This window comes from Microbacterium zouquanmingi (assembly GCF_052266675.1).
Taxonomy (GTDB): Bacteria; Actinomycetota; Actinomycetes; order Actinomycetales; family Microbacteriaceae; genus Microbacterium.
Map to the genome: position 1 here is coordinate 224,769 of NZ_JBQPRA010000004.1, position 22,170 is coordinate 246,938.

Below are 22,170 nucleotides of genomic sequence, written 5' to 3' on the forward strand. Positions count from 1 at the left end.
GACATTCTCTCGCACGGGGGATAATCAAGGGGTGCCCACCTATCGAGACGAAGCGGTGATCCTGCGCACCCACAAGCTCGGTGAGGCGGATCGCATCGTCACCATGCTCTCGCGCCGGAACGGCAAGATCCGTGCGGTGGCGAAGGGTGTGCGCCGTACCTCCTCGAAGTTCGGCTCGAGGCTCGAGCCGTTCATGGTGGCCGATGTGCAGCTCTATCGAGGACGCTCACTCGACATCGTGCAGCAGGCGGAATCGCTCGGGTCGTACGGCAGCGAGATCGCCGCGCATTATGAGCGGTTCACCTCTGCCAGCGCCATGGTCGAGACCGCGGATCGTCTGAATGACTCAGAGGCGACGCCGCAGCAGTATCTGCTGCTCGTCGGTGGACTGCGAGCCCTCTCGCGAGGCGAGCACGCTGCCCGCAGCATCCTGGACTCCTACCTGCTGAGAGTGATGGCGCTTTCTGGATGGGCGCCGTCACTGGATGATTGCGCCCGATGCGCGGCGACAGGGCCGCACCGGAGCTTCGTCGTACAGCTGGGTGGGATGGTCTGCGTGAACTGCGCACCTGCGGGCAGCCCGCGCGTGGCGGAGTCGACGATTGCTCTGCTTCGTTCGTTGATCCGCGGTGAGTGGGATGCCGTGGACGCGGCAGCAGCTTCGGACACCGCCGCCGCTTCAGGTCTGGTCTCGGCGTACACGCAGTTCCACCTGGAGCGAGGAATCCGCTCGCTCGCCCATGTCACAGGCCCCGATCGAGAGGGAGTCTGTTGACCCCGAAGCCCTACACGCACAAAGACGCCATCGCCTATCGGTCGCTGGACTGGACCGGCGTATACCCGCCGAAGTTCCCGAAGGTGCCTGAGCACGTCGCGATCGTCATGGACGGGAACGGCCGGTGGGCAAATCGCCAGGGCCTCACCCGCATCCAGGGTCACAAGGCAGGCGAAGAGGTGCTGCTCGATGTCGTCGCGGGTGCCATCCAAGCGGGTGTGAAGCACCTGTCGGTCTACGCGTTCTCGACGGAGAACTGGGCGCGTTCGCCCGAAGAGGTGCGCTTTCTCATGGGGTACAACCGTGACGTGCTGCACCGCCGCCGCGATCAGCTCAACGAGTGGGGTGTGCGCGTGCGTTGGGCTGGTCGCAAGCCGCGCCTGTGGGGCTCGGTCATCAAAGAGCTGCAGTATGCCGAGAAGCTCACCGAGGCCAACGACGTGCTGACCCTCACGATGTGCGTGAACTATGGCGGGCGCGTTGAACTCGTGGATGCCGTGCGCAGACTCGCCGCGGAAGTTGCAGCCGGAAAGCTCAAGCCGAACGCGATCAGCGAGAAGATGATCCGTCGGAATCTCTACGTGCCGGATATGCCCGATGTCGATCTGTTCCTGCGTTCATCGGGGGAGCAGCGCACCTCGAACTTCCTGCTGTGGCAGTCGGCGTATGCCGAGATGGTCTTCCTCGACACGCTCTGGCCGGACTTCTCTCGCGAGGAGCTCTGGCGCGCGATCGAGATCTACCTGTCGCGGGACCGGCGCTTCGGCGGCGCAGTGGATGCGCCAGATACGGCCTGAGCGCGCAGCCAGCGCTCCGTCTCGCGCGGATGAGCGAGGCGCACGATCGTCAGGTGCGGGAACTGCGTCATGATTTCCGGCATCCGATCGTCCCATTTGAAACGCGTGTCGGTCTGCCAGCGCATGATGTCGTTTTCGCCGGTCCAGGCATCGCGGCTCCACAGGGCAGGCTCGACGTTACCGTTCCACAATCGGGTGCGGAACAGCCGGCGATTCAAAGTGCGAGTGATCAACCGGCGTCGCACCAGCGACCATGGGTAGTCCAGCCAGACCATAAGGTCGGCTCGCACCGGCAGGATCTCGTTGGTGCCCTTGCCGGTGTACTGCCATTCGGTGACCCAGCGGGAGGTTTCGGCGAAGGCGCGCACGTCGTCGAGGAACTCCGGGCGCGGCGTCCAGTTCGGGCCGTGGTGGAGGGCGTCGATCTCGTGGTGCTCGAGACTCCACAGCGTCGCGATGCGTCCCGCGAGTGTCGTCTTCCCCGAGCCGGTGACGCCGGCGATCAGCACTCGCTGCGGGTGGATTGGCAGCGGATCATCGGCGGAGAGCATCCGAAGATTCTATCCGCGGAATACATGCCGCCGCCGGTCGGTTGCACCGGTTGTGACTGAACCCATCTCCATCGACATCTGGTCCGACATCGCCTGCCCCTGGTGCTACATCGGCAAGCGCAATCTCGAGGCGGGCCTCGCATCCCTTCGACAGGCTCAGGGATCAGGAGGGGATGGGGAAGACATCCCGCAGGTGAATGTCACCTTCCACTCCTTCGAGCTGTCTCCCGACACTCCTGTCGACTTCGACGGCGATGAGATCGACTTCCTCGCCGGGCACAAGGGAATGCCCCGCGAGCAGGTGGTGCAGATGCTCGACAACGTCACCGACGTCGCGAAGAACGCCGGTCTCGAGTACCGGTTCGACCTGCTCAAGCACACCAACACCGTCAAGGCGCACGAACTGCTCCACCATGCCAAGGCCGAGGGGCTGCAGCACGAGATGGAGGAGCGGCTGATGTCCGCATACTTCACTGAGGGCAAGCACGTCGGCCGCATCGACGACCTCGTCGAGCTCGCGGTCGAGGTGGGGCTGGATGCCGACGCCACCCGTGACGCGCTCGAGAACGACAGGTACCTGCCGGCAGTCCGCCAGGACCAGGCACAGGCGCGGTCCTACGGCATCCAGGGCGTGCCGTTCTTCGTCATCGACGGCCAGTACGGCATCTCCGGTGCGCAGCCGCCGGCCACCTTCGAGAGCGTGCTGCGCGATCTATGGGCGAAGCGCGGAGAGCTGGCCGACGAGGACGAAGACACCAACGCCTCGGTCTGAGCGTTTCGGACTGATTACGCGACAGGCCGCCAGATCAAGGCGCCCGATGCGCTGGTCTCTGCCGTGCGAGCGAGCGGGCGGCTGCCTTCGATGACAGCGACCCCGCGGTCGCTGGCTGCGGTGATGAGCTGCTCGCGCAGCTTCTTCCAGGCCTTCATGCCGTTGAGCGTCCCAGCGAACTCGATCGCACGCGAGCAGCGGTGCGACGATCGACCGGGCGGTTACCTCATCGGCGTTGAACGTGAGCGTCGCGCCCAGACCGTCGTCAGCAGCCTGTCGATCCTTCTTCGCTTCCCAGCGCTGTGCTCCGGCACGACTCCTAGTGAGTCAGCGCGCTCTCGATCGCCTCGACGATCTCGGGGGAGTCGGGCTTCTGCTTCGGGCGGAAGCGCTTGATCTCTCCATCGGGCAGCACGAGGAACTTCTCGAAGTTCCACTCCACGCGGCCCGCCTTTCCGCTGGCATCCGGTGTCTGCTTGAGGGTTTTGTAGAGCTCGACCGCGCTGCGGCCGTTCACCTTGACCTTGTCATTGATCGGGAACGTCACGCCGTACGTGGCGGAGCAGAACTCCTGGATCTGCTCGAGTGACCCTGGCTCCTGCCCCATGAACTGGTTGCACGGAAAGCCCACGACGCTGAATCCGCGGTCGCCGTAGGTGCGCTGAAGCTCTTCGAGCTGTTCGTACTGCGGCGTGAGTCCGCACTTGGAGGCCACGTTGACGACCAGAACCACCTCGGCGCCGAGGTCATCGAGAGTCTTCTGGGCTCCGCTGGCATCAGTGAACGGGATCCGGCGCACGAGGGAATCAGTCATATCCACACCCTACGTCCCGATGCGACGCAGGGCGCTGGGGGATGGGAGAATGAAGAGGAGATGACTATTGCCGCAGCACCCGCCCGCGCACTGCGCATCGGCCCGATCGACCTCGACGTGCCGGTCGTTCTCGCGCCCATGGCAGGGATCACGAACACCGCTTTCCGTCGTCTGTGCCGCGAATACGGAGCCGGACTCTACGTCAGCGAGATGATCACCTCGCGCGCGCTCGTCGAACATAACGACACGACGATGCGCCTGATCCAGCATCACGAGTCAGAGACGCCGCGCTCGATCCAGTTGTACGGCGTCGACCCGAAGACGATCGCAGAGGCCGTGCGCATCATCGTCGCCGAAGATCACGCAGACCACATCGATCTGAACTTCGGTTGCCCTGTTCCCAAGGTCACCCGCAAGGGTGGGGGAGCAGCCCTCCCATGGAAGACGAAGCTGTTTGCAGACATCGTCGACCAGGCTGTGAAGGCCGCGGGACCCCTGCCACTGACGGTCAAGATGCGCAAGGGCATCGACGCGGATCACCTCACCTTCATCGACGCGGGGCGTGCGGCAGAAGACGCCGGCGCCGCAGCTGTGGCCCTGCATGCGCGAACTGCCAGCGAGTTCTACTCCGGCCACGCCGACTGGAGCGCGATCGGTGAGCTCAAGCAGGCCGTCACCAGCATCCCGGTGTTGGGAAACGGTGACATCTGGTCTGCTGAGGATGCTGTGCGGATGATGGCCGAGACGGACTGCGACGGCGTCGTCGTCGGACGAGGATGCCTCGGTCGCCCCTGGCTGTTCGGCGACCTCGCCGCAGCGTTCGGAGCGCCGTCGCGTTCGGTCGACGCCACCCTCGGTTTTGTCGCCGATGCCTTCCGCCGGCATGCGGAACTGCTGGTCGACTTCCTCGAGGACGAGGATCACGGATGCCGCGACATCCGCAAGCACGTCGCCTGGTATTTCAAGGGCTATCCGGTAGGCAGCGATATCCGCACCGGCCTTGCGACCGCACAGAGCCTCGCGCACATCGACGAATTGCTCGGGCAGCTCGATCATGACGCTCCGTACCCCGGTGCGGATGCTGAAGGACAGCGCGGCCGCGCCGGCCGTCCCAAGCGTCCGGCGCTGCCGGACAAGTGGCTCGAGTCGCGCGAGATCGCGGCCGATACCGGTGAGATGCTGCGTGGAGCGGAGATCGAGAACAGTGGCGGTTGACATCGCGTCCGACACGGGCGCTCGGGCCGACGGATACGAGCCGCGCGATGCCGAGCGATTCTTCACCCAGGCTCACCGATCAGAACGCGACGACTTCGCGCGTGATCGTGCGCGCGTGCTGCATTCTGCGGCGCTTCGACGCCTTGCCGCGAAGACGCAGGTGCTCAGCCCCGCCAGCACGGCGGACTTCGCGCGCAACCGTCTGACCCATTCGCTCGAAGTCGCGCAGGTCGGCCGTGAGCTTGCGGTCGCACTCGGAGTCTCGGCAGATGTTGTCGATACCGCCTGCCTCAGTCATGATCTCGGACACCCGCCGTTCGGACACAACGGCGAACGCGCGTTGAACGACTGGGCGGCGCCCATCGGAGGGTTCGAAGGGAACGCGCAGTCATTGCGCATTCTCACCCGCCTTGAAGCTAAGGTTCTCGACGCGGACGGTCATTCCGTCGGCCTCAACCTCACCAGGGCAAGTCTCGATGCCACGTGCAAATACCCCTGGACAGTCGACAACCCCGTGCCAGACCCGGGTGGGCGGCTGAAGTTCGGCGTGTATCCCGAGGACGAGCCGGTCTTCCGCTGGATGCGTGAGGGAGCGCCGGGACGCCTGCGGTGCATCGAAGCCGAGATCATGGATCTCTCCGACGACATCGGCTACTCGGTTCACGACTTCGAAGACGCGATCGTCAACGGCTACCTCGACGTCGCTCAGCTCTCCGATCCCGCCGAACATCACGCGCTCGTCGGCCGCATCCAGCAGTGGGTGGGTTACGACTTCACTCGTGAAGAGCTGGCCGATGCGCTGTACCGGCTCACGAACCAGGAGATGTGGCTGAAGTCCTTCGATCGATCGCGACAGGATCTCGCCCGTCTCAAGAACCTCACCAGTGATCTCATCGGTCGTTTCGCACGGGCAGCGGTGACGGCGACCCGCGATGCGTACGCGGGGTCCTCTCTGGTTCGCTACAACGCGCACGTCGTCGTGCCGCGAGTCGTCGAGACGGAGATCGCCGTGCTCAAGGGGATCATGGGGCAGGCGATCGTGACGATCGATGCGCGCAAGGGTGTGTACAAGGAGCAGAGGCGGGTGCTCACGCGCCTCGCCGACGCGCTGTGGTCAACGGATGCGCTGTGGAACGCAGGCGCCGACGTGCTCGAGCCTGCCTTCGCGGCCGATTTCGTTGCGGCACAGACGGATGCCGAGCGGGCGCGCGTCGTCGTAGACCAGATCGCAAGTCTCACCGACCAGACAGCACTCGACTGGCACGGGCGACTGGTGGGCGACGTCGACCCCGCCGAGGTCGGCATCTGGACTCCGCGCACTGCCCGTACCGGCACGCGGGCCCAGACACACGGTCCGGTGCGCCTCTCCGAAGGCGTGCACTGATGGCCCGCATCCGCCAGGCAGACGTCGACGAGGTCAAATCCCGCACGAACATCGGTGACATCGTCGGCGAGCGCGTCTCGTTGAAGTCTGCGGGAGTCGGCTCCCTCAAGGGTCTCTGCCCGTTTCACGATGAGAAGAGCCCGAGCTTTCACGTACGGCCGCAGGTCGGTTTCTACCACTGCTTCGGGTGCGGCGAATCAGGCGACGTCTACTCGTTCCTGCGGGCGATGGATCATGTCAGCTTCACCGAGGCGGTCGAGCGGCTCGCCGGTCGCCTCGGCTACACGCTGCACTACGAAGACGGCGGCGCGGCCCCCGAGACGAGCGGTCGCAGTCGCCTCTACGCGGCGAACACCGCAGCGGCCGAGTTCTTCCGCACCCAGCTGCTGACGGCAGAAGCAGAGACCGCCCGGCGCTTCCTCGGTGAACGCGGCTTCGACGCCGGCGCTGCTGCGCACTTCGGCGTCGGTTACGCGCCGCGTGGCTGGGAGGGCATGATGAAGGCGCTCACGGCAGAGGGCTTCACTCGCGACGAGCTCCTGGCGGCAGGCCTCGTCTCTCAAGGGCAGCGTGGCGTGTACGACCGCTTCCGCGGCCGACTCGTCTGGCCGATCCGAGATGTCACGGGTCAGACGATCGGATTCGGTGCGCGCAAGCTCTACGACGACGACCAGGGGCCGAAGTACCTGAACACCCCCGAGACGATCATTTACAAGAAGGCTCAAGTCCTGTACGGACTCGATCTCGCCAAACGTGACATCTCACGCGGCGACCCGCGCAGAGTCGTCGTCGTCGAGGGATACACCGACGTCATGGCCTGCCACCTCGCCGGCGTCACCACCGCGATCGCGACGTGTGGCACGGCTTTCGGCTCCGAACACATCAAGGTGCTGCGCCGCGTGATGGGCGATGACTCCAGCTCGGGCGAGATCGTGTTCACCTTCGATGGCGATGAAGCCGGTCAGAAGGCGGCATTACGTGCCTTCAGCGAGGACGATCGATTCAACGCGCAGACCTTCGTCGCTGTTGCACCCAACGGCCTCGACCCGTGCGATCTGCGTCTGCAGCGTGGCGATGCTGCAGTGCGGGGCCTCATGGACGCCAAAGTCCCGATGTTCGAGTTCGCGATCGATCGCAAGCTCGCGAGTTTCGACCTCGCCACCGTCGAGGGGCAGGTCGGTGCGTTGCGCGCCGCAGCGCCCATCGTCGCAGAGATCCGCGACCGTCTGCTGCGGCCGGGGTATGAGCGGGTGCTGGCCAGGCGTCTCGGCATGGATCCGACCGAGGTGCATACCGAGGTCGAGCGGGCCGCCCGCGGTGCGGGCGCTGCCCGTGCACAGAATCCAGGTCAGCCGAAGGCGCCGTCTTCGGACGCAGCGCCAGCTGCCCCGGAGCTGACGTTGGCAAGTCTTCCCCGCACCGCGGATATCGCGCTCGAGCGGGGAATGCTCATGGGGGCTCTCCAATACGGTCATCAGGTGGACCAGGAGATGCTTGCGCGTGCCCTGGGTGAACCGTTCCGGCATCCCGCTCTTGAGGCGGTGCGCGAGGCCATTGCGGCCGCACCTGACCGCATCAGGACGGGGTGGTCGATGGATGCCGTGAACACCGTCCGGGAGCCGTACCGGTCGTTGGCCGGTGAGCTGCTGATGAGTCCGTTCCCCGCGAGAGACGAGGCCGGAGCTGTGGCATCGACTGCGGATCTTTCGCGGCGCATGATCGTGCGTGGCCTCGCACGAGAGAAACAGGAACTGCTCGGTGCTATTCAGCGGGTGCCGGCAGATTCCGATGGTGGGCGTGCGCTCCGCATGCGGTTGCGTGACATCGACGCCGAGCGTCAGCGCTTCGCCGAGTCGTAACGCGGTCTCCCGGGTGGTGCACGAGAGGATGGGCTAATGTCACGTAGACCTCACTCTCCGAATGTGATCGACTGCTCCGACCTCGTCATCGATCGGATCGGGCACAGCGCACCCACCCGCGCGGTCGACGGCGTGACATTCGCGTTGCCCCCCGGAGAGCTCATCTGCGTTGCAGGCCCTACCGGCTCCGGAAAATCGACTCTGGTCGCGGCTCTTGCCGGATCGACTGATCCCTCTGTGCGCGTGGTGGGCGGACATGCAGAAGTGTGCGGTGTGAACATCCGAAAGCCCGGGCGCCGTCACCGCGAGCTCACGTACCTGACCGGGTACATTCCTCAGGCGGCCGGGGCCGATCTTCCTCCGACGCTCACTGTGAGCGAGGTCATCGCCGAGCCGATCTTCATTCGCGAGAAGCGTGTGAACAGCAGAGCTCTCTCCATCCGCGTCGCCACACTTCTCGATGAGATGCACCTGCCGCTGGGAACGGCGGCGAAGTTCCCTTATGAGCTGAGCGCGGGAATGCGGCAGCGCGTGGCCATTGCGCGAGCGTTCGTGCTGGAGCCGAAGGTGCTCATCGCCGACGAGCCGCTTGCCAATCTCGACCTCGAAGTGAGACCGGTGGTGTTCGACGCGATCACCCGTCGCCGGAAGGAAGAGGGGATGGGCGCGCTGATGGTGACCAATGATGCGGCTTTCATCCGGGAACTCGATGCGGAGACGCTGATGCTGCGCGGCGGCCACGTGGTGGCCAGAGGGGTCGGCAAAGACCTACTGTGGGTGCCGGGCGCGCAAGCTGATTCGCCCGGCTGGTGACCGGCAGCACGACACGCCCGACCGGGCCCGTCGATGTCACAGAGGGGCGTGGGAGTTTGCTAGGATTGTGGAGTTGCCTCGGCGACGAAGCATAATCCCCGATAGCTCAATTGGCAGAGCAGCCGGCTGTTAACCGGCAGGTTGTTGGTTCGAGTCCAACTCGGGGAGCAGCATGAAGAAGGCCCCATCCTGTGGATGGGGCCTTCTTCATTGAGCGGGAGAGCTCAGCGCGCCGCGCCCTTGAATGACCCGGTCACGTCGAGCGCTGTCATCCCGGTCGTGTCCTCCGGGTCCGGGTCGTAGATCATGCACTGGATCAGGCGGTCGTTTGCCTGGGTCCAGGTCTCGTCCGTCGGAGTTATCCACCGGAGTGCGAGGGCTGATTCGAAATAGTCCACGCCGACGAAGTCAGCGAAAGCCGGTACGCACTGCGCTTCGATCTCGGTCAGAATCTCCTCTTCGGCGGGCAGGTGGTCGGTCGTGAGTTCGAACTCGAAGAACACCTCGTCGCTGTGGGGATCTGCACACGGCACCACGTCGATCTGAGTGATGTCGCCGGCCGAGTCGAACGCGGGGATGCAGTCACCCACCGACAGCGAGAAGATGTCGATGCGCGCATCTTCAGTGACCTGGTTATCTGCGTTCCGCTGGGGATCGCTGCCGTCACCCGTGATGGCCGCCAGCATGCTGCAGCCACTCAGTGCGAGGCTCAGCGCGAGAGCCGATCCCACTATGGCGATTCGGTGCTTCGTGTGCATCAGGGGTCAGCCTTCCAGGTCGTCGACACCGGGCATCCATTGCGCGCCCGGCCGTCCCCAGCCACGCTTGCGCGCGATCTTCTGAACGGTCTTCCAGTCGCTGTCAGAGAGCCGGTCAATGTACAGAATGCCGTCGAGATGATCGAACTCGTGCTGCATGATCCGCGCGCGCCAGCCATCGACCTCGATGCGCACTGCTGTGCCGTCGAGGTCGATCCCCGTCACCAGAACGCGATCCGCCCGGCGAAGAGGGAACCTTTCGCCCGGCACGGACAGGCAGCCCTCGGACTCCTCGTCGGGATCGGGAGACCCAGGCTCGGGCGGCGACATCCACAGCACCGGGTTAATGATCACGCCGCGCCACGGCTGGTCATCGTCGTCCACGTACGCGTAGGTATATATCCTCAGCGGTTCACCTACCTGCGGGGCCGCGAGTCCGACGCCTGGAGCGGCATCCATCGTCTCGAACATGTCGCCGACGAGCAGGCGGATCTCATCCGTGATCTCATCGACTTCGGATGCGGGGGAGTGCAGGACGGGATCGCCCATGATGCGAATCGGAAGAACAGCCACGCCACAACACTACTGTCCGCGGATAGGCAGGTAGGGTTTTAGTGTGAGCCCCGAGGTGTGGATGTCAGTTGATGAAGTCAGCGATCAGCTGGTCGGGGCTTTCCAGAACCCCGCCCTCCTTCTGGGCATTCCGCTCGCTCTCGCCGGCGCCGTCTGCATGTCGTTCGGCGCGCAGTATCAGCATCGTGGCGTCACCAAAGTCGAACGACTCAGCGGTGCGAACGGTGCGACGGGGCTCAGCGCACGCCAGGTCAAGGGGCTCCTCACACGGCCGTCATGGCTGATCGGCACGCTGCTGCTCGGCCTCGCGATCATCTTCCAGCTCGCGGCTCTCGCGGTTGCTCCTCTGATCGTGGTGCAGCCTCTCGGGGCGATCGCTCTGGTCATCACCACACTCCTGAATGCGCGTGTGTCGGGGCACTCTCCGACGAGGAAGTCCGTGACGTCGATCATCGCCTGCGTTGGCGGTATCTTCCTGTTCGTGTTCCTCGCGGCCATCTTCGCCACAGAGAAGGACGTGACGACCCAGAACCTCTTTGTCATTCTCGCGGCCCTGGTACTGGTGATCGTCGTTCTCGGGGCCTGCTGGCTGATTCTGCGGCACCGGATGCGGGCCCTGTTCTACGTGATCGGCGCCGGCGTCCTGTACGGATTCGTCGCGACCCTCGCGAAGGCGATCATCAAGCGCGTGCAGGCCGAGAACTTCGACTGGTTGACCCTGGTCTGCGTGGTCGCGCTCATCGCGGCGACGATCGTCGGCGCATACTTCGTGCAGACCGCTTACAGCTCGGGCCCACCGGACCTCGTCATCGCCGGCCTCACCGTCGTCGACCCGCTCGTCGCGGTGATCATCGGCATCGTCGTGCTCGGCGAGGCCGCAGCAGCGCCCGCATGGGCGATGGTGGCGTTCGTCGTCATCGGGGCTGTCGCGGTATGGGGAGTGGTCGGACTCGCCCGGTACCACCCGCAGGTGCTCAGCGACAGTCAGGATCTCGGGATCACGCGCGGAAGCAACGGGACGCCGGGATCGTCGACGAGCCCCGAGAACGGTCAGTAGGCCTGATCGATGAGGTCCTCGGCGACCTCAGCAGCTGCGGCCTCATCGACGAAGAAGATCGTGCGCTTGCGGCCCTTGGCACCCGCCGCAGGCACGTTCGTATAGCTCGCACCCGCGAGCGCGAGCCCGAGCGCCGAGGCTTTGTCTGCCCCGGTGAGTACGAGCCACACGCGCTTCGACGAGTTGATGACGGGCCGGGTGAGGGTTATCCGCTCCGATGGCGGCTTCGGAGAGTCGCGCACCGGCAGCACCGAGGCATCCGTTTCAGTGACTTCCGTGCGATCGGGGAAGAGCGATGCGATATGACCGTCGGGTCCGACACCGAGGAAGCACACCGCGAATGACGGCCATGGCTCATCCTCCGTGCCGAACCGGGCGAGTTCTGCCGCGTATGCGGCGGCAGCCTCATCGAGGGTCAGACCGCTGTCGGCCGCGGGGGCCTCATGCACGTTCTCGGCAGGAACAGAGATGTGGTTCAAGAGCGCGTTTCGCGACTGCAACGCGTTTCGATCGGCAGCATCTCGGGCGACGAAACGCTCATCGCCCCACCAGAAGTGCACCAGAGACCAGTCGATCTGCGCAACCTTCGCATGCGCTGCCACGGACTGCAGCACCGCCGGTCCCATCGACCCACCGGTGAGGGCGATATGGGCGATGCGACCATTGCGAGTGCGCGCCTTCACCCTGGTGAGGAACCGGTCGGCGACTCGGGCAGCGACTGCTGCCGGAGTCGGCTCGACGACGACGAGCTTTTCAGCGGATCCTGCTTCCATGCGCTTCAGGCTACCGCCTCCGGTGGCCCCAGCTGCTCCCAGCCCGCGGTGATCACACGGCCGTAGAGCACATCGGGGTCGAGCCGGCGCAGCTCCTCGGCAAGGCACTCGCGCAGTGTGCGGCGCGGGAGCACCAGGTCATGATCGGGCTGGTCGGGCTGGGTGAGCACCGCCACGCCGGGCTCGGTGCGCTCCAGCAGGATGTCGCCGCTCGCACGGCTGAGACGCACCGACTTGATCCCCTCGGACCAGAGCTCTGGGTCCTCATACGACCAGCGAACCGGCACCTGCAGCGCCAGCTGCAGCCATGCTGCCAGCAGGGCGGTGGACGGCGATCCGGCAGCGCCTCGCACGTCGACCGCAGTCACGGCCTCGAACGGGGGCTGGTCGAGAACTGCGGCCAGCTGCTCACGCCAGTGCGTGAGTCGAGTCCATGCCAGGTCTGTGTCGCCAGGTGCGTGGGTGCGCCCCCGGAGGGAGAGCCGATCGCGCACATCGGGTGTGGTCGCGGCATCGGTGATACGACGTTGCGCGATCTTTCCTAGCGGAGAAGATGCCGGATCGGAAGGAGCCTCATCGGGCCACCATGCGACAACTGGTGCGTCGGGAAGCAGCAGCCCGGTGATGAGGCTCTCCTCATTGCTCGCTGCGTCGCCGTAGGCCCTCAGCACGATGACCTCACTCGCCCCGGCGTCTCCGCCGATGCGGATCTGCGCATCGATGTGCGCATCGCCTTCGCCTGTGGTCACCACGATGACGCGCATCGGGTGCTCGCGCGACGCATCGTTGGCCGCGTCGATCGCCGCCTCTGCAACGCCGTTGCGCGCCGAGATGACGAGTGTCAGTACGCGGCCGAGGGCGACTGCGCCGCCCTCTTCACGCACCTTCACGAGCTGCTTTGCAACCTTGCTGACGGTGGTGTCGGGAAGATCGATGATCACGGGCGTCTCCAAACTCGTCCGTCGCGGGCAAGAAGCGCGTCAGCGGATTCCGGGCCCCAGGAACCGGGGGCGTACTGCTCCAGAGGGCCGCCCTCGCCGGCCCAGTACTGTTCTACCGGGTCGAGGATCTTCCAGCTGAGCTCGACCTCTTCATGGCGGGGGAACAGAGGTGGGTCTCCCAGCAGCACGTCAAGGATGAGGCGTTCATATGCCTCTGGGCTGGCCTCGGTGAAGGCGTGGCCGTAGCCGAAGTCCATCGTCACGTCGCGCACGTTCGTGCCGGTGCCAGGAACCTTGGAACCGAATCGGATCGTGACGCCCTCATCGGGCTGGACGCGGATGACCAGTGCGTTCTGGCCGAGCTCAGCGGCATTGCCGCGTCCGAACAGGTGCTCGGGGGCCCGGTTGAACACCACAGCGATCTCGGTGACGCGCCTGCCGAGGCGCTTTCCGCTGCGCAGGTAGAACGGCACACCAGCCCAGCGACGGTTGGCGATCTCGAGCTTGATGGCCGCGTAGGTCTCGGTGATCGAGGCCGGGTTCATGCCGTCTTCTTCAAGGAAGCCGTCGACCTGCTGACCGCCCTGCCAGCCGCCTGCGTACTGCCCGCGGGCGGTGGCAAGAGACAGGTCTTCTGGGAGCTTCACCGCCGCGAGGACCTTCTCCTTCTCTGCGCGCAGGTTCTCGGCGGAGAGGCTGATGGGCTCTTCCATCGCCGTGAGTGCGAGCAGCTGGAGGAGGTGGTTCTGGATCACGTCGCGGGCGGCGCCGATACCGTCGTAGTATCCGGCCCGTCCGCCGACACCGATGTCCTCGGCCATCGTGATCTGCACATGGTCGACGAAGTTGCGGTTCCAGATCGGCTCATACAGCGCATTCGCGAAGCGCAGCGCGAGGATGTTCTGGACCGTCTCCTTACCGAGATAGTGGTCGATGCGGAAGATCGAGTCCGCAGGGAATGCCACCTCGAGAGCCTCGTTCAGTGCACGTGCGGATTCGAGGTCGTTGCCGAAAGGCTTCTCGATCACGACGCGACGCCACTGGTCGTCACCGCGGTCGTCGCCGACCAGGCCGGATTCCTTGAGCTGCTTGGCAACTAGCGGGAAGGACTTCGGCGGAATCGACAGGTAATAGGCGTGGTTGCCCATCGTGCCTCGTTCGACGTCGAGCCTCTCGACGGTCTCGCGAAGCTTCGCGAACGACTCAGGGTTGTCGAACTCGCCGGAGACGAAACGGATGCCCTGCAGGAGCTGCTGCCAGGTCTCTTCGCGGAACTCGGTGCGGGCGTGCTCTTTGACGGCGTCGTAGACCACCTTCGCGAAGTCTTGGTCCTCCCAGTCGCGCCGGGCGAACCCGACGAGCGCGAACCCGGGTGGCAACAGGCCACGGTTGGCGAGGTCGTAGACCGCCGGCATGAGCTTCTTGCGGGACAAGTCGCCGGTCACACCGAAGATCACCAGGGCACTGGGTCCTGCGATTCGATTGAGACGGCGGTCATCGGGGTCGCGCAGCGGGTTGTGGCCGCGTGATACGGGAACGGTCATCGGTGGGGGATGCTCCAGGTGGAAGGATTATTTCTGGGCGGCTTCGAAAAGAGTGAGTACGTCAGCTGAGTCGTCCGTAATGGTCAACGTCACGACAGGGCGACCGTGTTCCGCGAGTACTGCTGCGTCGCCGATCGCCTGAGCCTGGATGAGCTGACCATAGGTGAACGGACGCCCGGGGATCTCGAGGTCGACGTCGGTGCGCTCGAGGATCTGCAGGAAGACTCCCTGCTCCGGTCCGCCCTTGTGATACTGGCCGGTCGAATGCAGGAAGCGCGGGCCCCAGCCGAACGTCGTCGGTCGTCCGCAATCAGCGGCGACCAGCTCTCGCAGACCCTGGAGCTGCGGAATCTCGATGCGATTCACGTAGGCCTGGATCGCAACGTAGCCGTCTTCGGGAAGACGAGCCCACAGCGCATCCATGACGGCTTCGATGTCGCCCGACTCGGTGAGTGCGGCATCCGATGCGCGCACCTCGATTCCGTTCTGGACGAATGCCGGGGCGACAGCCTCGGGGCGGGAGTCGAGAAGACCGCGTGCGGCGACCTTCGCGGATTCGACATCGGGCTGGTCGAAAGGGTTGATGCCGAGCAGTCGGCCAGCGATCGCCGTGGCGTACTCCCACACGATGAAGTTCGCTCCGAGCGAGCCGCTGACGAGGATCTCGCCCTGGTGGCGTTCTCTGAGGTGGAACTGGTTCGCGTCATCGACCAGGCGCACGATCTGTAGATCGACCGGCAGCTCGTCGAGCTCAGGCGAGACGGGCAGGAGGACGACGGGCAGGATGCCGGTGCCGTTCTTTCCCGTCGATTCCGCGACCAGCTGCTCGATCCAGTCCGGGAGCCCCACGATGTGGGTGCCGTCCGTGACGAGACCGAGCTTGTCACGCCGCGGCTGTGTTGCGGCGATCGCCGCTCCCAGCCGAAGCGCGGGGTTATCCGCCTGGTCGATGGCCACCTGCAGCAGCGTCGCCTCGGCCTCGTCGAGGAGCTCGTCGATGTCGACGCCGGCGAGTCCAGAGGGCACGAGGCCGAACGCTGTGAGTGCCGAGTAGCGGCCGCCGACGTTCGGGTCTGCATTGAAGACCCGGTAACCGGCTTCGCGTGCGGAGATGTCCAGGGGAGAGCCGGGATCGGTGACGACGACGATCCGCCCGACCGGGTCGATGCCGATGTCGCGGAACGCCGTCTCGAAGGTGCGCCGCTGCGAGTCGGTCTCGATCGTGGAGCCCGACTTCGACGACACGACCAGGACTGTCTCGGCCAGCTTCTCATCCAGCGCCGCGAGCACCTGGCCGGGGGCAGTCGAATCGAGGATGGTCAGCGGCACACCTGCGGTCTGGGCGATGACCTCGGGTGCAAGAGAGGATCCACCCATGCCCGCGAGCACGACGCGGCGCACGCCCGCGGCGCGAAGCTCGTCGCGCAGAGCGACGATCTCGGCCACGAGCGGGCGCGAAAGCGAGACAGCCTCGACCCAGCCCAGGCGCTTGGATGCCTCTTCTTGAGCATCTGCACCCCACAGGGTCGAATCGAAGGCGGTGAGGCGCGAGGCGACGAGTTCGTCGACGAGGTGCGGAACAACGTCTTCGATGGCGGCCTTGGCCGCACCGGAGGCATGGATGGAGATAGTCATCGCTGAGCCTTGAGACCCTCTGCTACCTGCGTGAGCAGGTCATGCCAGGAATCGATGAACTTGGCCACGCCCTCGTCCTCGAGCACCTGGGTGACATCGGCGAAGTCGACGCCGACCTTCTCCAGGCCCACGAAGACGTCGCGGGCCTCTTCGTAGCCTGCGGTGATCGTGTCGCCGCCGATGACGCCGTGGTCGAAGGTTGCCTCGAGAGTCTTCTCGGGCATGGTGTTCACAACGCCCTTGGCGACCAGCTCGGTGACGTAGAGCGTGTCGGGGAGGGCGGGATCCTTGACACCGGTGGAGGCCCACAGCGGGCGCTGCAGGTTCGCACCGGCGTCCAGAAGCGCCGTGGCGCGATCGCCGGCGAACGTCTTCTCGAACAGCTCGTAGGCGAGACGTGCGTTTGCAAGGCCCGCCTTGCTCTTTAGTGCCAGCGCCTCATCGGTGCCGATCACCGCAAGGCGCTTGTCGGTCTCGGTGTCGACGCGAGAGACGAAGAAGGATGCAACGGACTCGATCGTGGACAGATCGATGCCGGCGGCCTTGGCAGTCTCAAGGCCGGTGAGGTAAGCCTCGATGACCTCCGCGTAGCGCTCCAGGCTGAAGATGAGCGTGACGTTGATACTGATGCCCGCACCGATCGCCTGCGCGATGGCCGGAAGTCCCGCCTTGGTGGCCGGAATCTTCACCAGCAGGTTCGGGCGATCGATCTTGGCCCACAGCTCCTTCGCCTGCGCGACGGTGCCGTCGGTGTCGTGCGCGAGGTCGGGGGAGACCTCGATCGATACGCGACCGTCGACGTGGCCGGAGGCCTCCCACACCGGGCGGAAGACGTCGAGCGCTGCGCCGACATCCTGCGTGGTCGCGGCGAACACTGCTTCTTCGGCGGTCGCACCGGAGGCCGCGAGCTCAGCGACCTGCGCGTCGTACGACGTGTCGTTCTTATCGGTGATCGCGTTCGCGAAGATCGTCGGGTTCGTGGTGACGCCCGTGACGTTTCGGGATTCGATCAGCTCGGCAAGGTTGCCGGAGTTGATGCGGGTGCGCGAGAGGTCGTCCAGCCAGATGCTGACGCCGGCGTCGTGAAGCTGAGAGGTGGGGGTGCTCATGCGTTCTCCTTGATGGTCTCGCGGGCCGCCTCGACGACGGCTTCGGCGGTGATGCCGAACTTCTGGAACAGGGTCTTGTAATCGGCGGATGCGCCGAAGTGATCGATTGCGATGGAGCGGCCGGTGTCGCCGACGATGCCACGCCAGGTGAGGGCGGAGCCTGCTTCGACCGAGACACGGGCCTTGACGCCCTTCGGCAGGACGGACTCGCGGTACGCAGCATCCTGCTCGTCGAACCACTCCAGCGACGGAGCCGAGACGACGCGAGCGTTGATGCCCTCGCCGGCGAGCGTGTCCCGAGCGGCCACCGCGAGCTGTACCTCGGATCCTGTGGCGATGAGGATGACGTCCGGGGTGCCGCTCGGAGCCTCAGCGAGCACGTACGCACCCTTGGCAGTGTTGTCGGCCGACGCGAATGCGTCACCGGATGCTGCGCCTTCACCACGCACGAAGTTCGGCACGTTCTGGCGGGTCAGGGCGATACCGGTCGGGCCCCCGTGGCGACGGAGGATCTCCAGCCACGCGGCTGCCGTCTCATTGCCGTCCGCGGGGCGCACGACAGTGAAGTTGGGGATCGCGCGGAGCGTTGCGAGCTGCTCGATCGGCTGGTGGGTGGGGCCGTCCTCGCCCAGTGCGACGGAGTCGTGCGTCCACACGAAGATGCTCGGGATGTTCATCAGCGCAGCCAGGCGGACAGCGGGACGCATGTAGTCGCTGAAGATCAGGAACGTGCCGCCGAAGGAGCGGGTCATGCCGTGCAGCGTGATGCCGTTGAGGATCGCTCCCATCGCGTGCTCACGGATGCCGAAGTGCAGCACGCGGCCGTAAGGACTGCCCGACCACTCGTTGGTCGTCCACTCGGTGGGGATGAACGACTTCGCACCGGCGATGGTGGTGTTGTTGGATCCTGCGAGGTCGGCGGATCCGCCCCACAGCTCGGGAAGCTCGGGGGCGAGGGCATTGATGACCTTGCCGGATGCTGCACGCGTGGATACCTCGGTGCCGCCCTCGAACGCGGGGAGGGCCTTCTCGATGCCTTCGGGCAGCGCCTGTGCCTCGAGGCGGTCGAGGAGAGCCTTGTTCTCGGGGTTCGCAGCTGCCCAGGCGTCGAAGTCAGCCTGCCAGGCCGCACGAGCCGCTGCCGCACGTGAGGCGAGTTCGCGGGTGTGCGCGATGACGGCGTCCTCGACGACGAAGCTCTTCTTCGGGTCGAATCCGAGGACCTCCTTGGTCGCTGCGACCTCGTCGGCACCCAGCGCGTTGCCGTGCACCGACTCTGTGCCGGCCTTGTTCGGAGCCGGGTAGCCGATGATCGTCTTGAGGATGACCAGGGTCGGCTTCTCGGTCTCTGCCTTCCCCGTCTCGATCGCGTCGAAGAGCTCCTGAGCGTCTTCGATGTAAGCGCCGGTGCGAGTCCAGTCGACCTCGAGCACCTGCCAGCCGTACGCACGGTAGCGGGCAGCGACATCTTCGGTGAATGCGACGTCGGTGTCGCCCTCGATCGAGATCCGGTTCGAGTCGTAGATCGCGATCAGGTTGCCGAGTTGCTGGTGGCCGGCCAGTGAGGAAGCCTCGCTGGTGACGCCTTCCTGCAGGTCGCCATCGCCGGCGATGACGTATACGAAGTGATCGAACGGGCTCGTGCCCGCGACTGCCTCGGGGTCAAACAGACCGCGCTCGTAGCGTGCGGCATAGGCGAAGCCGACCGCGGAAGCGAGCCCCTGGCCGAGGGGGCCGGTGGTGATCTCCACGCCCTTGGTGTGGCCATACTCAGGGTGACCCGGCGTGAGCGATCCCCAGGTGCGCAGCGCTTCGAGGTCGCTCAGCTCCAGGCCGAACCCGCCGAGGTAGAGCTGCACGTACTGGGTGAGCGAGGAGTGGCCGACCGAGAGGACGAATCGGTCGCGGCCCAGCCAGTCGGTGTCATTCGGGTCGTGGCGGAGTACCCGCTGGTAGAGCAGGTACGCAACAGGCGCGAGGCTCATCGCGGTGCCTGGGTGACCGTTGCCGACCTTCTGCACGGCATCCGCCGCAAGAATTCGCGCGGTATCCACGGCGCGTCGGTCGATCTCTTCCCACTGCAGTTCGGTCACGGTCATGCCCTTTCCAACAACTTACGAGGGCGCCCGATTCCATAGCGTTCCGCGTCGTCGGGGACAAATGCACAGCGCCGGGCGCGCGAGTGATTTTCAGCTTAGCGTCGTGCCGATGGTCTCGATACGACATTTCGTTCTCTTGCATACCAGTGCAGATAGCCTGCATTAGACTGGAGAAGTTGTCACAGCGCGTGCGGAGGAGGCGATCGGTATCTCGACCATGTCCCAGCCGACGGCGGTGAAGAAGCCGATCGGTCAGACGATCAAGGCTTATGTCGCACTGACGAAGCCGCGTGTCCTTGAGCTTCTGCTTGTGTCGACGGTGCCTGTCATGTTCCTCGCTGCGGGCGGCATGCCGAATCTCTGGCTCGTGCTCGCCACGGTCGTCGGCGGCGCGATGAGTGCCGGTTCTGCCGCATCGTTCAACATGTACATCGACCGCGACATGGATGCGCACATGCATCGGACGCAGAACCGTCCCATCATCACCGGTGAGGTCACGCCGCGCGCTGCGCTGATCTTCTCGTGGGTGCTCGCCGTCGCATCGACCCTCTGGCTGCTCGCGACGACCAACCTGTTGACTGCTTCGCTCTCGGTCGCCGCGATCTTCTTCTACGTCGTGATCTACACGCTGATCCTCAAGCGCCGCACCGAGCAGAACATCATCTGGGGCGGTATCGCCGGATGCTTCCCCGTCGTCATCGGCTGGTCTGCTGTCACCGGCGACGTGGCATGGCCCGCCATCGTGCTTTTCGTGCTCATCTTCCTGTGGACTCCGGCACATTACTGGCCGCTGTCGATGAAGTACCGCGATGACTACTCCGGCGCGGACGTTCCCATGCTCGGTGTGACCCGCAACGCGTCCCAGGTAGGCCTCCAGGTGATCCTCTACGCATGGGCCACCGTGGCATGCTCGCTGCTGTTGATCCCCGTCGCAGACATGGGGCTGGTGTACACGGTTTCCGCTCTCGTCTTCGGCGGCTGGTTCATCTACGAGTCGCACCGCCTGTATGACCAGGCGGTGCGAGGCTCGAATCCGCGTCCGATGCGTGTGTTCCACGCATCGATCACCTACTTGACGCTGGTCTTCGTGGCGGTCGCGATCGACCCGCTGCTGCCGTTCTGATCCGGTTCTTCGAGCTCTGACGTATCTTCGAGCTCTGACGCCTCTTCTGGCGCTGAGAATTCGATCTCAGCGCCTCCGTCGCTCTCTTCGAAAGTCGCGGGAGTGGGCGAGGCCACAACGGCCCTGACCGCCGCGAGGCCGAGTGTGAGAAGGGCCCCGATGATGCCCGCTGCGAGAACCGCGGCGCCGGCTGTGATCCACGCCTGTCCGACGTAGACCTCGATGTTGGTCGCGCTGCCGTCGAGAAGGGTCCGCTGCATCGTGCTCGTGTTGTCCAAGACGAGCCAACCGCCGACGAACGCGGCGACGAGGGAGAGCGCCAAGAGAAGCCAGTAAGGGATGCTGCGCGAGAGCGACGTGTTCTTCATGCCCGCCAGCATCCACAGTCTTCTGATGCAGACGCGATGTGCGCGCTATGGGCGGGCTGGGCGCTTCAGCCGAAGGACGACGACCGTGTACGCCGCAGCCGACAGCGCCGCGAGAACCATGTGGATGCCGACGAGAAGCGCCGGCAGCCCTTCCCGGGCCTGCCAGACGCCGACGAAGATCTGCACGCCCACAGCGATCGCAAGCGTGATGAGCCAGTATCGCGGCTGCAATCGCAGCACCCAGGCCGAAATGACCAGGGCGGCGATGAGCGCCGCGAGGATGTACCCGGGCCACGAGTGCACGTGCGCGAGCACGGTCGCGTCGAAGCCGTCCCTGATGACGTTGGCGTCGCCGGAGTGCGGGCCGGAGCCGGTCGTCAGCACGCCGAAGAAGATCGTGGCAGCCAGGGCGAGGCCCGTCAGGTGCGAGAGCCCAGCGAACCAGTGCGGAACCACGCTGACGCGCTGCACATCAGGTTCTTTCATGCGCACGAGGAAAGCCGCGGTCACGCACACGAGCGCGAGCGAGGAGGCGTAATGGAACCCGACGATGAACGGATTGAGCCCGGTCAGCACAGTGATGCCGCCCACGAAGGCCTGTGCGACGACGCCGATCAGCACGATCCACGCCAGTGTCGTCAGATCACGACGGGCGGAGGTGATTCGCAGCGAGTGCACGGCACCCAGGATCGTGACCAGGATCAGGCCGAGCGTGAAGAACGGGAAGGCTTCATCGGTGAACAGCAGGGCCACCGCATAGGAGACGAGGCCCGTGACGATGCCAGCCAGAGCGAACCACAGTGCCGCCCGCAACGAGCGGCGCCCGCCCACCGCGTGCAGAGTGAGCAGCAGCACCGCGATGGCGAGGATGCCGACGAGTCCGGTCATGGTGCGGTTGCCGAACTCGATGAGACCGTGGATTCCCTGCACCTCGTAGATCGGCACGAGCGATTCAGGAGTGCACAGCGGCCAATCCGAGCAGCCGAGTCCCGATCCGGTGAGGCGCACGGCGCCACCGGTGCCGATGATGATCACTTCGGCGATGAACGACAGCCAGGCGAACACGCGCAGCGGACGACCGATGACGGCCGATGGTTGTCCCTTTCGAGTGGAACGGACATCGGGGGCGACGATCTCGGGCATGTGTCCTCCGGTCCGCGCCTGGACACACGGACACGGCCCGGATGTCAGGGGAACCTGTAGAATCGGA

General features: G+C 65.3%; 22 protein-coding genes and 1 tRNA gene. 10 read left to right on the forward strand and 13 right to left on the reverse strand.

Features of this window, described 5'->3' with window-relative positions; all coding sequences use genetic code 11:
- The first annotated feature begins 31 nt into the window (after positions 1-31).
- Both recO and ACTU6V_RS11650 read left to right on the forward strand, forming a co-directional pair.
- Positions 32-775: a DNA repair protein RecO gene (gene recO / locus ACTU6V_RS11645; RefSeq protein ID WP_443469317.1), complete on the forward strand. Its 744-nt coding sequence runs from the start codon at positions 32-34 to the stop codon at positions 773-775.
- On the forward strand, positions 772-1,572 hold the full coding sequence (locus ACTU6V_RS11650; protein ID WP_443469316.1) for an isoprenyl transferase: 801 nt from the start codon (positions 772-774) through the stop codon (positions 1,570-1,572). The genes recO and ACTU6V_RS11650 overlap by 4 nt, the downstream gene beginning before the upstream one ends.
- Here ACTU6V_RS11650 and ACTU6V_RS11655 read toward each other — a convergent pair.
- Positions 1,515-2,123, reverse strand: a complete 609-nt coding sequence (locus ACTU6V_RS11655) for a P-loop NTPase family protein (RefSeq protein ID WP_443475658.1) — start codon at positions 2,121-2,123, stop codon at positions 1,515-1,517. The genes ACTU6V_RS11650 and ACTU6V_RS11655 overlap by 58 nt on opposite strands.
- 52 nt (positions 2,124-2,175) lie before the next feature.
- On the opposite strand from ACTU6V_RS11655, the gene ACTU6V_RS11660 reads away from it, so the two are divergent.
- A complete protein-coding gene (locus ACTU6V_RS11660; RefSeq protein ID WP_443469314.1) occupies positions 2,176-2,895 on the forward strand; it encodes a DsbA family oxidoreductase in 720 nt (239 codons plus the stop codon).
- A gap of 14 nt (positions 2,896-2,909) precedes the next feature.
- Here ACTU6V_RS11660 and ACTU6V_RS11665 read toward each other — a convergent pair whose 3' ends face one another.
- Positions 2,910-3,053, reverse strand: a complete 144-nt coding sequence (locus ACTU6V_RS11665) for a hypothetical protein (protein WP_443469313.1) — start codon at positions 3,051-3,053, stop codon at positions 2,910-2,912.
- A 161-nt stretch (positions 3,054-3,214) separates the two neighbouring features.
- Positions 3,215-3,709, reverse strand: coding sequence for a glutathione peroxidase (locus ACTU6V_RS11670; protein ID WP_443475659.1), 495 nt, complete (start codon positions 3,707-3,709; stop codon positions 3,215-3,217).
- Between the two features lie 60 nt (positions 3,710-3,769).
- Here ACTU6V_RS11670 and dusB point away from each other — a divergent pair, with 60 nt between their 5' ends.
- The 5 genes from dusB (at position 3,770) to ACTU6V_RS11695 (ending at position 9,148) form a co-directional block, all read left to right on the forward strand.
- Positions 3,770-4,924, forward strand: a complete 1,155-nt coding sequence (dusB, locus tag ACTU6V_RS11675; RefSeq protein ID WP_443469311.1) for a tRNA dihydrouridine synthase DusB — start codon at positions 3,770-3,772, stop codon at positions 4,922-4,924.
- On the forward strand, positions 4,914-6,308 hold the full coding sequence (locus ACTU6V_RS11680) for a deoxyguanosinetriphosphate triphosphohydrolase (RefSeq protein ID WP_443469310.1): 1,395 nt from the start codon (positions 4,914-4,916) through the stop codon (positions 6,306-6,308). The genes dusB and ACTU6V_RS11680 overlap by 11 nt, the downstream gene beginning before the upstream one ends.
- Positions 6,308-8,167: a DNA primase gene (gene dnaG, locus ACTU6V_RS11685; protein WP_443469309.1), complete on the forward strand. Its 1,860-nt coding sequence runs from the start codon at positions 6,308-6,310 to the stop codon at positions 8,165-8,167. The genes ACTU6V_RS11680 and dnaG overlap by 1 nt, the downstream gene beginning before the upstream one ends.
- Positions 8,168-8,203: 36 nt before the next feature.
- Entirely contained in the window at positions 8,204-8,980 is a 777-nt protein-coding gene (locus ACTU6V_RS11690; protein WP_443475660.1) for an ATP-binding cassette domain-containing protein, read from the forward strand.
- 95 nt (positions 8,981-9,075) lie between these two features.
- A tRNA-Asn gene (locus tag ACTU6V_RS11695) sits at positions 9,076-9,148 on the forward strand.
- 56 nt (positions 9,149-9,204) lie between these two features.
- Here the strand turns inward: ACTU6V_RS11695 and ACTU6V_RS11700 are convergent.
- Both ACTU6V_RS11700 and def read right to left on the reverse strand, forming a co-directional pair.
- Positions 9,205-9,738: a septum formation family protein gene (locus ACTU6V_RS11700; protein WP_443469307.1), complete on the reverse strand. Its 534-nt coding sequence runs from the start codon at positions 9,736-9,738 to the stop codon at positions 9,205-9,207.
- Positions 9,739-9,744: 6 nt separating this feature from the next.
- Positions 9,745-10,311 (reverse strand): peptide deformylase, encoded by a 567-nt coding sequence (gene def, locus ACTU6V_RS11705; RefSeq protein ID WP_443469306.1) that lies wholly within the window; start codon positions 10,309-10,311, stop codon positions 9,745-9,747.
- Between the two features lie 61 nt (positions 10,312-10,372).
- Here def and ACTU6V_RS11710 point away from each other — a divergent pair, with 61 nt between their 5' ends.
- Positions 10,373-11,368: a DMT family transporter gene (locus tag ACTU6V_RS11710; protein WP_443469498.1), complete on the forward strand. Its 996-nt coding sequence runs from the start codon at positions 10,373-10,375 to the stop codon at positions 11,366-11,368.
- On the opposite strand, the gene pgl is transcribed toward ACTU6V_RS11710, so the two are convergent.
- The 6 genes from pgl to tkt are packed head-to-tail and all read right to left on the reverse strand — an operon-like array spanning position 11,362 to position 19,469.
- Positions 11,362-12,141 (reverse strand): 6-phosphogluconolactonase, encoded by a 780-nt coding sequence (pgl, locus tag ACTU6V_RS11715; protein ID WP_443469305.1) that lies wholly within the window; start codon positions 12,139-12,141, stop codon positions 11,362-11,364. The genes ACTU6V_RS11710 and pgl overlap by 7 nt on opposite strands.
- 5 nt (positions 12,142-12,146) lie before the next feature.
- Complete coding sequence (locus ACTU6V_RS11720; protein WP_443469304.1) at positions 12,147-13,082, reverse strand: glucose-6-phosphate dehydrogenase assembly protein OpcA; 936 nt, start codon at positions 13,080-13,082, stop codon at positions 12,147-12,149.
- Complete coding sequence (gene zwf, locus ACTU6V_RS11725) at positions 13,079-14,626, reverse strand: glucose-6-phosphate dehydrogenase (protein WP_443469303.1); 1,548 nt, start codon at positions 14,624-14,626, stop codon at positions 13,079-13,081. The genes ACTU6V_RS11720 and zwf overlap by 4 nt, the downstream gene beginning before the upstream one ends.
- A gap of 27 nt (positions 14,627-14,653) precedes the next feature.
- Positions 14,654-16,261 carry a glucose-6-phosphate isomerase gene (locus ACTU6V_RS11730; RefSeq protein ID WP_443469302.1) on the reverse strand — a complete coding sequence of 536 codons (1,608 nt, stop codon included), beginning with the start codon at positions 16,259-16,261 and terminating at the stop codon, positions 14,654-14,656.
- On the reverse strand, positions 16,258-17,370 hold the full coding sequence (tal, locus tag ACTU6V_RS11735; RefSeq protein ID WP_443469301.1) for a transaldolase: 1,113 nt from the start codon (positions 17,368-17,370) through the stop codon (positions 16,258-16,260). Before tal ends, ACTU6V_RS11730 begins: the two co-directional genes overlap by 4 nt.
- The gene (gene tkt, locus ACTU6V_RS11740; RefSeq protein WP_443475661.1) at positions 17,367-19,469 is read right to left on the reverse strand and encodes a transketolase; all 2,103 of its coding nucleotides are present in this window, start codon (positions 19,467-19,469) and stop codon (positions 17,367-17,369) included. The genes tal and tkt overlap by 4 nt, the downstream gene beginning before the upstream one ends.
- A 217-nt stretch (positions 19,470-19,686) precedes the next feature.
- Between tkt and ACTU6V_RS11745 the strand changes: the two genes are divergently transcribed.
- Positions 19,687-20,592, forward strand: coding sequence for a heme o synthase (locus tag ACTU6V_RS11745; protein ID WP_443475662.1), 906 nt, complete (start codon positions 19,687-19,689; stop codon positions 20,590-20,592).
- Here the strand turns inward: ACTU6V_RS11745 and ACTU6V_RS11750 are convergent.
- Both ACTU6V_RS11750 and ACTU6V_RS11755 read right to left on the reverse strand, forming a co-directional pair.
- On the reverse strand, positions 20,538-20,960 hold the full coding sequence (locus ACTU6V_RS11750; RefSeq protein WP_443475663.1) for a hypothetical protein: 423 nt from the start codon (positions 20,958-20,960) through the stop codon (positions 20,538-20,540). The two genes, ACTU6V_RS11745 and ACTU6V_RS11750, sit on opposite strands and share 55 nt — an antisense overlap.
- Positions 20,961-21,005: 45 nt before the next feature.
- A complete protein-coding gene (locus tag ACTU6V_RS11755) occupies positions 21,006-22,103 on the reverse strand; it encodes a COX15/CtaA family protein (protein WP_443469298.1) in 1,098 nt (365 codons plus the stop codon).
- Positions 22,104-22,170 lie beyond the last annotated feature (67 nt).

What these genes read in the sequence shown, in the direction of transcription:
- ACTU6V_RS11655 (WP_443475658.1), bottom strand. Translation starts at nt 2,123, where the DNA reads ATGCTCTCCGCCGATGATCCGCTGCCAATCCACCCGCAGCGAGTGCTG.
- ACTU6V_RS11665 (WP_443469313.1), bottom strand. Translation starts at nt 3,053, where the DNA reads ATGAAGGCCTGGAAGAAGCTGCGCGAGCAGCTCATCACCGCAGCCAGC.
- ACTU6V_RS11670 (WP_443475659.1), bottom strand. Translation starts at nt 3,709, where the DNA reads ATGACTGATTCCCTCGTGCGCCGGATCCCGTTCACTGATGCCAGCGGA.
- dusB (WP_443469311.1), top strand. Translation starts at nt 3,770, where the DNA reads ATGACTATTGCCGCAGCACCCGCCCGCGCACTGCGCATCGGCCCGATC.
- dnaG (WP_443469309.1), top strand. Translation starts at nt 6,308, where the DNA reads ATGGCCCGCATCCGCCAGGCAGACGTCGACGAGGTCAAATCCCGCACG.
- ACTU6V_RS11690 (WP_443475660.1), top strand. Translation starts at nt 8,204, where the DNA reads ATGTCACGTAGACCTCACTCTCCGAATGTGATCGACTGCTCCGACCTC.
- ACTU6V_RS11700 (WP_443469307.1), bottom strand. Translation starts at nt 9,738, where the DNA reads ATGCACACGAAGCACCGAATCGCCATAGTGGGATCGGCTCTCGCGCTG.
- ACTU6V_RS11710 (WP_443469498.1), top strand. Translation starts at nt 10,373, where the DNA reads ATGTCAGTTGATGAAGTCAGCGATCAGCTGGTCGGGGCTTTCCAGAAC.
- pgl (WP_443469305.1), bottom strand. Translation starts at nt 12,141, where the DNA reads ATGGAAGCAGGATCCGCTGAAAAGCTCGTCGTCGTCGAGCCGACTCCG.
- zwf (WP_443469303.1), bottom strand. Translation starts at nt 14,626, where the DNA reads ATGACCGTTCCCGTATCACGCGGCCACAACCCGCTGCGCGACCCCGAT.
- ACTU6V_RS11730 (WP_443469302.1), bottom strand. Translation starts at nt 16,261, where the DNA reads ATGACTATCTCCATCCATGCCTCCGGTGCGGCCAAGGCCGCCATCGAA.
- tal (WP_443469301.1), bottom strand. Translation starts at nt 17,370, where the DNA reads ATGAGCACCCCCACCTCTCAGCTTCACGACGCCGGCGTCAGCATCTGG.
- tkt (WP_443475661.1), bottom strand. Translation starts at nt 19,469, where the DNA reads ATGACCGTGACCGAACTGCAGTGGGAAGAGATCGACCGACGCGCCGTG.
- ACTU6V_RS11745 (WP_443475662.1), top strand. Translation starts at nt 19,687, where the DNA reads ATGTCCCAGCCGACGGCGGTGAAGAAGCCGATCGGTCAGACGATCAAG.
- ACTU6V_RS11750 (WP_443475663.1), bottom strand. Translation starts at nt 20,960, where the DNA reads ATGAAGAACACGTCGCTCTCGCGCAGCATCCCTTACTGGCTTCTCTTG.
- ACTU6V_RS11755 (WP_443469298.1), bottom strand. Translation starts at nt 22,103, where the DNA reads ATGCCCGAGATCGTCGCCCCCGATGTCCGTTCCACTCGAAAGGGACAA.